We start from the raw sequence: 10057 nt of genomic DNA on the forward strand, positions 1-10057 counted from the left end.
ATAGAATGTGACGCGGTGAATCGAAGAAGCACTAAGGCTAGTCAGCCCGACTTGAGGATTTGCTTGACGCCGATGACTGCTTCGAGACTGGAGTCATTTGCGGCGTCGACCACGGCGTCTGAAAGCCCGAGATCCGCCCAGAACCTTTTGGCAGCTTCGTTCATCTCTTCGAGCGAAGCTTCGTCCAATTCCTCCAGCCTGGGCCTGCCGTCGGGGGCCACCCATCGCGCGCCCCAATCAAGCAGGGCGTTTAAGACTGAATCCAACCCCCAGCCCTTGGCAGTGAGCCGGTAGCCACTTGTGTTTGCGCGGTCCTGCAGCTGGAACCGCTCGAGGATTCCCAGACTAACAAGGCGGTCAAGACGCGTTGTCAGGACATTGCGCGAGATGCCCAGATTCCGTTGAAACTCGTCGAACCTGGTGGTGCCAATCATGCACTGGCGCACGATGAGCAGACTCCACCATTCGCCAACCTCGTCAAGCGAGCGAGCGATGTCGCAGTTCAATCCATTGAGACTCTTGCGTTCCATTTTCACTGGTCACCAGAAGATCTCGCATCCACCGACTTCGGCGCGCGTCTGACCGCGGTAGGGGTACTCACGTTCATTGGTTGCATGAAGAAACTCTAGCATGTATAGTTGCTTCATGCAACCATGTTCGCGAGATAGGTTGTTCCCATCACTCTCAGGGGTATTCCATGCAACGCTTCGGTCAAGACGTCTATCTCGCCTCAGGGCTGCGCACTCCGTTCGGTCGGGGCGGTGGCGCGCTTTCTAGCTACGACTCCATCAGCCTCTCGGTACCAATTGCCCGGGCGATGGCTGAGCAGCTGCGTGGGGGCAGGCCCGACATGGTCCTTTGGGGGGCAGTGATGCCCAATTTGGGCTGGAGCAACATCGCCCGGGAAATCTGGCTTGATGCTGGCTTGGACCCGACCGTGCCTTCGTTCTCGGTGGTGCTGGCCTGCGCGACGAGCATCACGGCGGCGTTTGCGGCCGCGGGAATGATTGGCGGAGGGACGGACGCCATCATGGTGGGCGGCGCCGAGATGATGAGCAAGCCTTCCATCGGGTTGAAGCCGCCAACCAGCGAGCGTTTGCGCGGGCTTCTTGCCAAGGACCCGGAGGCGGCGGCTGGGGCACTGGCGCAGCTTTCTCCGAAGGACTTTATCTTGCCGACCAAGGGGTGGGCCAACCGCATCACGGGTCGAACGATGGGTGACCACATGGAGGAAACGGCCAGGGGATGGGGCATCACACGCCAAGCGCAGGACGAGTGGGCTTACAAAAGCCACATGCGCGCTGCGGCGGGGTGGGAGCGTGGGTTCTTTTCCGACTTGGTGCTTCCCTTGCCTGAGCTCGCCAAGGACTCGAACCTGAGACCAGACACCTCCTTGCAAAAACTTGGCTCCCTGGCACCGGCCTTTGACCGCACGAGTGGCCGGGGCACGGTCACGGCAGGTAATTCGTCGCCCATCACTGACGGCGCCGCTGGCGTATGGGTGCTGTCCGAGCGAGGGCTGGAGCGCCTGCACCGCAACATTCCGGCGGTAAAACTGGTCGACTTCGAAATCTCGGCTCTGGACCCGCGAGACGGGTTACTGATGGCGCCGTCGTTTGCGATTCCGCGACTCTTGGACCGTCAAGGGCTGAGGTACGGCGACATCGCCCTGTGGGAGATTCATGAAGCTTTTGCAGCGCAGGTGCTTTCCAACGTTGCCGCATTGGTCGAGCCCAACTGGATTGAAGACCGCATCGGCATTGCGACTGACTTCGGTCCTTTCCCCTGGGACCGGGTGAACCCGAACGGCGGCTCCTTGGCCCTCGGGCATCCGTTTGGGGCGACTGGCGCGCGCGACCTGAGCCAAGCTGTGAAGGAACTCGCCGCGATGCCCAAAGGGTCCCGTGCAATCGTCAGCGTCTGCGCTGACGGAGGCGAGGGGGCGGTGGCGCTCCTGGAGAGCGCCTACTGACGAAATGAGGCCCTGCCGGCGGACGGGCTTCATTGAAGGCATGGTCTGAATGTCCACTCGAGATCTGTTCGGAGAGCCGAAGCTCCCCGAAGGCTTTAAGTACGTACCCGACGTCCTCTCCATCTCGCAAGAACGCGAGCTGGTGGAACAGTTTGATGAGCTCGCTTTCCAGCCCTTGAGTTCCGCGGCTACTCGGCGAATCGCCGAATCTTCACCTATGGCCACAAATATGCATTCGCAGGCCAGAAAGCGCGAGCGGATTCCTCCATCCCAGCGTACTTGAAGCCACTGACCGAAATCGCAGCTCATCTCGCAGGCAAGCCAGGCCGAACGTTCTCACAAATCATGGTGACCCAGTACCCGCCTGGCGCGGGCATCGGATGGCACCGGGACAGACCTGTATACGAGGACATCGTCGGAATCTCCCTACTGGCGCGATGCCAACTGCGCCTGCGGCAGCGGGCTCCAAACGGCGGCTGGACCAGACGAGCTGCGCCGATTGAGCCTCGGTCGGCATACCTTTTGAGCGGGGGGGTTCGCGACGAATGGCAACACAGCATCACACCCTTAGAGTTGGCGCGATACTCGGTAACGCTTCGCACCTTTCGGCCCGGCAAGGGCGAAGGGGGCGAGCCTCAGCGCTAGTTGAAGCCGGTCGGAGCCCGGGCATCCAGGCGAGGGCAAGCACGCGGCTGGCGGGCAAGACTTTGAAGTTTGCGGCAGGTGGGCCTTAGTTACCCAATGCCACAGACCTACGGTTTTGACGGGCCAGCCCGGTCGCGGCAAGCAACCCCGAGACAAGAAGACCTGCACTCGCAGCACCAAGGACCCACTGGAGCGACCAGACATCCGCAGCACGTCCGAAAGCCCAGGACCCGATCGCTTGGCCGAGCGAGAACACCAGCGCGTAGACCATCAGGGCCTTGCCCCACGTTGCCGCTGGAAGAGTCTGGCGCGCCAGAACCGCCATCGACGCGGGAGCGATGAACATCGACGCTCCCATGCATGCCGCCGAAAGGTAGACCACGGGCAGTCTCGCGCCGGCGACCACCGGAAGAACCACGGCGGCCGCACAGATGAAGTTGCAAAGTGCAAGCGCGTTGGAGGCTTGCCACTTGCCTAGCGGTCGCTTCCAAATCCAGGCGGAAGAGAATACGGCCGCGCCCATGACCATCCACATGCCCGCTCCGTGGTACCAGGGAAGGTGCTCAGCGTGCGCCCATGCGAATATGAAGAACACGTACCCTGTATGCGCAGCTCCAAAGCCCGCATAGCCAAGAAGTACGCGCCAGGACGATTCGAACCGAAGAGAGCCGTTCCCATCGGACGTCGCTTCAGCAGCACTTACTGCCCCGTGTCCAATGCCTAACGGAAAGACGACTAAGGCGGTGCAAAGCGCTCCGAGGACAAGCCACGCCAATGCCCAGCCCGACGGGCCACGCCACTCCAATATCGCCGGGACCACAGCGCCGGATATGACCATCCCTAACCCAGCGCCGCCAAAGAATAGACCTGTGGCGGCTCCTTTGCGCTTCGGTTCGTTCGCGTAAATTTGGGAGACGAGAACCCCACCGGTAGAAAACGACCATGCGGTCCCCAAGCCGGAGACCAAGCGCAGGACCACCAGCCAGGAGAACGAGCTGCTGACGGCCATCAACGGCAGGCTCGCGACGGTGAGCAAAAGGCCAGCTCGGAACAGTCGGCCGTTGCTAGTCCAGCGCAAGAGCACGAAACCGGACGTGGTACCCAGGATGTAGCCCAGCGCGTTGGCAGTATTTATCCACGATGCTCGCTCGTGACCCCAGTGCAAGTCGGCCTGCATCGCCGGCATGACCAACGCATACCCAAAGCGAGTCACGCCGCGTCCAATTGCCACAGCCAAGCCGAGCCAGATCGCTGCGCGCAATGACGCCGCGGGCGCGTTCATGACTTGTCTACGAAGTTCACGGGGCCCAAGAAGTCCATCTTGCCCACGTCTACACCTTTGTGGCGCAAGATTGCGTACGCCATGCCGGCATGGAAGTACACGTTCGGAAGGACCATCTGCAAAAGATAGTCGCGCCCGACCAATACCTTGCCTGGTGCCCCCGACATGCTCACCTGCTGGCGATCAGCCTCAGCGTATTGAGCAGGCTGTACGCTCTCGGCAAACTTCACCGTCCTGCGAATCCGCGCTCGGATTTCTTCGAGGGTCTGCTCGTTGTCCTCGTGCCGCGGCGGGCGCTGGCCGGAAAGCCAAGCCGCTCCAGCTTTGGTGTAGTCGCAGGCGCTTTGTATCTGGTAGATGAAATCGCGCATGTCCGGCGCGAGCTGCGCGTGCAACAGCGCACTCATTTTGATGCCTTGGGCAAGGGAGTGTGCTTGTGCCTTGTCGAGCCACCGCTCGACATTTTGATGCCTTGGGCAAGGGAGTGTGCTTGTGCCTTGTCGAGCCACCGCTCGACATTTTTCAACGTCTGGGAAGCCTGAGCAATGGCTTGGTGGTACATGGTATTTGTCTCCCGTCGGTTTTCAGGAAGCGTCGTGAAAGATGATGCCCAGGGTGTGGCGCTTGCCTGAGCGAAGCCGATTCACTCCATGGCATCTTGACCTGGTAGTCGCCACGCGAGCCACGCACTGGGCGGTTGCTGGACGCGATGACGACCGCGTCCCCCTTGTGGAGGGGTTCAACAACGATTGCGCGGGTCTGCATACGCGGCCGCTGTTCAGACAGCAAAAGCTGTCCTCCTTCGAAGTCTTCGTTCGGTTCGTCAAGCAGCACGACTACCTGCAGCGGAAAGACGTGCTCTCCGTGCATGTCCTGGTGTAGGGCGTTGTAGTCACCGGGACCGTAAGCAAGGAGTGTCATCGTCGACTTGTCCTGGCCGCCATTATGAAGCTCCTTCAGGTATTTGGCGTGCTCCCTGGAGTACCGCTCCTTCCTCCCAAGTCGTTCCATCCAGCCATTGGCGATGTCGGCGACGTACGGATAGAACGCGCGGCGAAGCTCTTCGACGAGGGGCGGCAGCGGGTAGTCAAAGTACTTGTACTGCCCCTTTCCGAAACCGTGGCGCTCCATGACGACAGTGTTGCGAAAGCGCTCCTTCTCCTCGAACAGCATCGCAATGGAGTCAGCTTCTGCAGGTGTGAGGATGCCTTCAACGATGGCCCAGCCTTCCTCGTTCACGGTGTGTGAGACTGCGTTCCAGTCGACTGCCTCGATACGCTCCACGGGCGGCGAGCGACGCAGCGGCACCGATTCGCCAAATGCGTCAGTCTTCTTCAATGATGCGACCGTCATCTGGCTTTCCTGGTTGGTTCACCGCTGCCTCGCGCGCTACGGCGCTACCAGCCAGTGCACGCTGAAGAAGTTGCGTTCATCGGTCCAAACTTTGTCTGGTTGAAACCCCGCGAGGGCCGCTAGTGCCTGTAGACCTTCGATGGAGTACTTGTACGAGTTCTCCGTATGCAGGCTAAAGCCCTCAGCAACCTCGAAGGTAGTGCCTGCGAGATTCACGCGCTGGTCGCTGCGGCTGATAAGGTGCATCTCGATGCGGCTCAGAGCTGGATTGAAGAAGGCGCTGTGCCACCATTGCGAGAGGTCGAAGTCCGCACCTAGCTCACGATTGGCTCTGGCGAGCAGGTTCTTGTTAAACTCTGCAGTCACTCCCTTCGAATCGTTGTAGGCCGCGTGCAGGACTGCTGGGTCCTTCAGGAGGTCTGCTCCAATCAGCAGTCCTCCCCCTCGCAGCTCTTGCGCCGCACGGCGCAAGAAGTCCAGAGCCTCGCGTGGACTGAAGTTCCCGATGGTTGACCCCGGGAAAAAACCGACCCGGCGTGCGCCAGACTGTGCAGGCGGAAGGTCGACGGACGTTGTGTAGTCGCCGGCCACAGGCTCTACGTTCAGCCAAGGGAATTCAGCCTTCAAGCCCTGGGCGGCCCGGTGAAGGTGCTCCGTAGAGATGTCAAAGGGCAGGTACCGCCGCGGCCGCAGCTCATTGAGCAGAAGGCGCACCTTGCTGAGCGAGCCTGCCCCAAACTCAATAAGCTCGATATTTGGTCCGGTCGCGGCTGCAATCTCCGCAGCCCTATCGGACAGAATTCCCCACTCAGTTCGGGTGGGGTAGTACTCCGGCAAGTCGCAAATCTGGTCGAACAAACGCGAGCCACACGCGTCGTAGAAGTACTTCGGCGAGATGGCATGGGGAGGCTTAGAAAGCGCGAGCCGCAGGTCACGCAAGAAGCCGGTCTCGGCGCGCTCGGTAATTCCACCACCTGCGAGGTCGAGGTTTCTCATTCAGTGTCTCTTGCCAGGCGCAGGCCGCTCAATTGCCAGCGTGCGGCCGGCGGGAAGAAGTTGCGGTACGTCCGGCGTGAGTGCCCGACTGGGGTGAACGCGCTCGAGCCACGCAGAACAGTCTGCCCGACCATGAATTTGCCGTTGTACTCTGCAACCGCGCCATCCGATGGCTTGAATCCGGGATATGGGTCGTGGGAGGAGCGCGTCCACTGCCAAACGACACCGTCCATATCGACAATGTCCGCACCGGCCGACGCCACCTCCCACTCGGCTTCGGTGGGCAGCCTTGCGCCCGCAAATTGCGCGTAGGCAGCTGCCTCAAAGAAGCTCAAGTGAGAAACTGCGGCGTCAGGGTCCAGAGGTTGGACTCCCGCGGGCCCGAAGGACTGCCAGCTTTCCGCTGGCGCGCGTGAGTTTCCAGGCGGTAACCAATACAAGGGATGGTCCCACCCCTGCGCCTGGACTTGGGCCCAGCCCTCCGACAACCACAACCCCGGCTTTCGGTAGCCGCCGTCGAGAACCAAATCCATGAATTCCGCGTTCGTCACCAGGCGATTGGCGATTTCGAACGGCGCGAGCCAGACTTGATGTCGCGGTGTCTCGTTATCGACGCTAAACGCAGGGCCCGAGTGGCCCACTTGCGCCAACCCGCCATCGTGCCGCACCCATTTCAACGTGGCGGCTTGAGGTGCCGACTTGCTTAGGCTCGCATGCCAGGCCGGCAAGGTTGGGTTGACTGAGAACGCATGCAGGATGTCGGTCACAATCAACTCTTGGTGTTGTTGCTCGTGTTGGACGCCGAGCTCAATCAGAGGCGCCAGTGCAGTCCAGACTCTTTCTCCTGCGGTCGCTATGAAAGCCAGGATTGCTTTGTCTACGTAGTGTCGGTAAGCCCACACCGCACTCAATGACGGCCGCGATAGGAGGCCACGTTGACCCCTTGGGTGCCGTGGACTCAGCGCCTCGTAATACGAGTTGAAGAGGAAAGAGAAGTCTTCATTGAACACACGGTAGTCACCCGCGGCGGGGGACTGCAGCACCACAGCTTCGAAAAACCATGTGGTGTGCGCCAGGTGCCACTTCGTTGGACTCGTATCCCCCATCGACTGCAGCCCCTGGTCTTCCGGACTGAGGCCAGCAACAAGCTCCCCGGTGCGACTTCTGGTGTGCTCGTATGCAGCCCAAACCCGCGCGCGGTCTTCGCGCAGGAGCGGTGGCAATTTGGACACTTGCTGGTTGAACACGTTCTTGAACCCTTAGCGAAGGCTTAGGCTGCGCAGGTGGTACACACGGGTTGTGTCTGTATTCCCACTGAGCTGCCCTTGATGACCGCTAACAGCTAGTGGGGCGAACAAGGCTTAGCTGAACAGGCCCTGCATGTCGGGGGAGGGCACTTCCGAGCGTCCTAGCTTTCCGTCTTCCAGGAACTGCTTCGTCAGCGCTTGCGCGTGGGCCCAGACACGACCGGAAATCGCAGCACCGGCGCTCAGGCGGCGCACGCCTGCATCGGAGAGCCTGTCCGGTGCGGGCAGCCCGCCCCAGGCCATGACGTTCAGCGGAAGCTTGGTCGCGCCGGAAATTTCGCGCATCTCCGGCAGCGCTGTCAGACCCGGAACAAACAGGCCGTCGGTTCCCGCCTTCTCATAGAGCTTTGCGCGACGCAGCACCTCCGCAACCTGCTCTCCGTCGGGAGCCAGGCCGGCCAGGTACACGTCTGTGCGGGCGTTCACGAAGAGGTCGAGGCCTGCCGCCGCCAGCGCTGCCTTGACTGCCTCGATTTTCCTGGCCAGCAGTTCGGCGTGCTCCTCGCCGTCCTCCAGGTTCACGCCAACTACGCCCGCTTCGGCCAATCGCACAGAGAGTTCGCCGACTTCTTTTGGCTTGGAGGAATAGCCGCCTTCGATGTCGATGGTCACGGGCACCTTCACAGCGCGGACGATGTTCTGGCTGATGGCGACAACCAGGTCCGCCGGCATGTTGTTGCCGTCGGCATAGCCAGCCGCCCACGCCATCCCCGCGCTGGTGGTAGCGACGGCCTTGGCACCCAGGCTCTCCGAGAGGCGGGCGCTACCCGCGTCCCAGACATTCGCCAGCACCAGCAGCCCGCTCTCATGCAGGGCTCGAAAGGCGTTGAGTTTGGTCTTGTTCGCAGTCTTGGACACGGTAATCTCCTTCAGGTTTGTCGGGTGGGCGGGCCGCACACCTCTTGTGCAGCCAAATCAGTTGCTTGACGAAACTGTATGCGAGTTAGTTGCATGAAGCAACTGACATTTAATATCCAACTGATTTGCTCTGTCTTTGGCCTTAGGGCGGATTGAGGTTGCATGAAGAAACTGTAGATGCTAAAGTTTCATCATGGAACGCAAACGCTTCGAGGACATGGAATGCAGCATCGCCCGCTCCCTGGAGGAGGTGGGTGAATGGTGGAGCCTGCTCATCGTGCGCGAGTGCCTGGTTGGTTCGACGCGCTTCGAGGAGTTCCAGAGCAACCTGGGCATCGCCAGGAACGTGTTGACCACGCGTCTTGAGAGGCTGCAGGAGCTGGAGATCCTCGAGAAATTTCCGCTTGAGGAACGAGCCAACACCTTCGGCTACCGCCTGACACCCAAGGGTCATGACCTGTACCCGGTGCTGGTGGCGTTGATGCAGTGGGGCGACAAGTGGGCGGCGCCGTCCGGCAAGCCTCCAATCAAGCTGGTGGACAACAACTCGGGTCATCCCATCGAGCCGCTGGTGGTGCGAGCTAAAGGTGGGCGCAACCTTGCTTACAACCAGGTTCGATACGAGCCAGGCCCCGGCGCGAGCGCGGAAACCCGCGAACTGGTGAAAAGGCGCAACGAGCGCGTCCTGGGGTAGCACGAGCGTCTTGCGCCTCACCTGTAAGCGCCGCGGCGATTCATCGCTGATTGGAAGCGCCGGCGCGCAAGCCGGGCGCGGAGGCGGAAGCGCTGAAACCCGCCAACGCCCCACGTACAGCATCACGCAAGTGGTGCAAGCCGAATGAGGTTTCGATTTGGACCCCATTCAGGAAAAAGCCTGGCGTGCCTCGCACTCCTCGCGAGAGGGCACTCTCGATGTCTTGCGCAACACGAGCTTCATGAGCGCGCAGCTCAAGGTCCTGGTTAAACCGAAGAAGGTCAAGGCCCAGTCGCTGCGCGAACCCGACTAGAACATTCCCATTGAGCTCGCCGGTGCGGGTGTAGACCAAGTCGTGGAACTCCCAAAATTTGCCTTGTGCAGCCGCGGCCTCGGCGGCCTCTGCTGTCATCTGGCTGTTTGGGTGAGTGGCAGGGTCAGGCTAGTGTCGGTAGATGAACCTAACGAACTGGGTTTGGCCTGCAAGAAGCGTCTGGAGCACGGGGTAGGCCTGCTTACAGAACGGGCACTCAAAGTCTCCGTACTCCTCCAGCACCAGGGGGGCGTCGGCAAGACCTCTCGAATGCTCTGAAGGGCTGATTTGCATGTTTTGGCTTTAAGGGTGTTCAAACGGCAAGAACGCAAGCCGGTCGTAAGCGTCCGGCGAACCCATCCTTGCCGACTTAGCCCGCTGCGGCGAGCATCGTGTCCACGAGAGGATTGGAATGGACACGAGCGAACCCACCAAGCGCACCCGAGTGCGCGCGTATGCCCCGGAGTTCAAGGCGAAAGTGCTGGCCGAATGCAGCCAGCCCGGCGCCTCGATAGCCAAGGTGGCGCTGGCCCATGGCCTTAATGCCAACATGATTCACACGTGGCGCCGAGACGCGCGCGGGGCTGTCGCCCCGGCGCTGGCGGGCGCCGGCGAGTTCGTGCCTTTGCAGCTCGCG

General features: G+C 61.0%; 10 protein-coding genes and 2 pseudogenes. 4 read left to right on the forward strand and 8 right to left on the reverse strand.

What is annotated here, in order from left to right:
- Positions 1–41: 41 nt before the first annotated feature.
- On the reverse strand, positions 42–530 hold the full coding sequence (locus HNE04_RS26440; RefSeq protein WP_172226470.1) for a winged helix-turn-helix transcriptional regulator: 489 nt from the start codon (positions 528–530) through the stop codon (positions 42–44).
- Positions 531–697: 167 nt separating this feature from the next.
- Between HNE04_RS26440 and HNE04_RS26445 the strand changes: the two genes are divergently transcribed.
- Both HNE04_RS26445 and HNE04_RS28630 read left to right on the forward strand, forming a co-directional pair.
- The gene (locus HNE04_RS26445) at positions 698–1972 is read left to right on the forward strand and encodes a thiolase family protein (protein WP_172226472.1); all 1275 of its coding nucleotides are present in this window, start codon (positions 698–700) and stop codon (positions 1970–1972) included.
- Positions 1973–2179: 207 nt separating this feature from the next.
- Positions 2180–2617: an alpha-ketoglutarate-dependent dioxygenase AlkB gene (locus tag HNE04_RS28630; protein WP_407926624.1), complete on the forward strand. Its 438-nt coding sequence runs from the start codon at positions 2180–2182 to the stop codon at positions 2615–2617.
- A gap of 85 nt (positions 2618–2702) precedes the next feature.
- Here HNE04_RS28630 and HNE04_RS26455 read toward each other — a convergent pair whose 3' ends face one another.
- From HNE04_RS26455 to HNE04_RS26480, 6 genes and pseudogenes are all read right to left on the reverse strand, one after another.
- Positions 2703–3899: a YbfB/YjiJ family MFS transporter gene (locus tag HNE04_RS26455; protein WP_172226476.1), complete on the reverse strand. Its 1197-nt coding sequence runs from the start codon at positions 3897–3899 to the stop codon at positions 2703–2705.
- The gene (locus HNE04_RS26460; RefSeq protein WP_172226479.1) at positions 3896–4408 is read right to left on the reverse strand and encodes a DUF1993 domain-containing protein; all 513 of its coding nucleotides are present in this window, start codon (positions 4406–4408) and stop codon (positions 3896–3898) included. The genes HNE04_RS26455 and HNE04_RS26460 overlap by 4 nt, the downstream gene beginning before the upstream one ends.
- A gap of 75 nt (positions 4409–4483) precedes the next feature.
- Positions 4484–5252, reverse strand: a pseudogene (locus HNE04_RS26465) (2OG-Fe(II) oxygenase).
- Between the two features lie 36 nt (positions 5253–5288).
- A complete protein-coding gene (gene egtD, locus HNE04_RS26470; RefSeq protein WP_172226482.1) occupies positions 5289–6248 on the reverse strand; it encodes an L-histidine N(alpha)-methyltransferase in 960 nt (319 codons plus the stop codon).
- A complete protein-coding gene (gene egtB / locus HNE04_RS26475) occupies positions 6245–7459 on the reverse strand; it encodes an ergothioneine biosynthesis protein EgtB (protein WP_172226502.1) in 1215 nt (404 codons plus the stop codon). Before egtB ends, egtD begins: the two co-directional genes overlap by 4 nt.
- Positions 7460–7609: 150 nt before the next feature.
- Positions 7610–8413 (reverse strand): isocitrate lyase/PEP mutase family protein, encoded by an 804-nt coding sequence (locus tag HNE04_RS26480; protein ID WP_172226485.1) that lies wholly within the window; start codon positions 8411–8413, stop codon positions 7610–7612.
- Positions 8414–8606: 193 nt separating this feature from the next.
- On the opposite strand from HNE04_RS26480, the gene HNE04_RS26485 reads away from it, so the two are divergent.
- The gene (locus HNE04_RS26485) at positions 8607–9107 is read left to right on the forward strand and encodes a winged helix-turn-helix transcriptional regulator (RefSeq protein ID WP_172226487.1); all 501 of its coding nucleotides are present in this window, start codon (positions 8607–8609) and stop codon (positions 9105–9107) included.
- A 40-nt stretch (positions 9108–9147) separates the two neighbouring features.
- Here the strand turns inward: HNE04_RS26485 and HNE04_RS28635 are convergent.
- Positions 9148–9714: pseudogene (locus HNE04_RS28635) on the reverse strand (DsbA family protein).
- Between the two features lie 118 nt (positions 9715–9832).
- Between HNE04_RS28635 and tnpA the strand changes: the two are divergent.
- On the forward strand, positions 9833–10057 hold a 225-nt coding region (gene tnpA / locus HNE04_RS26500; RefSeq protein WP_172221903.1), incomplete at its 3' end, for an IS66-like element accessory protein TnpA.

The sequence above is a fragment of the Caenimonas soli genome, from assembly GCF_013155545.1.
Taxonomy (GTDB): Bacteria; Pseudomonadota; Gammaproteobacteria; order Burkholderiales; family Burkholderiaceae_C; genus Ramlibacter; species Ramlibacter soli.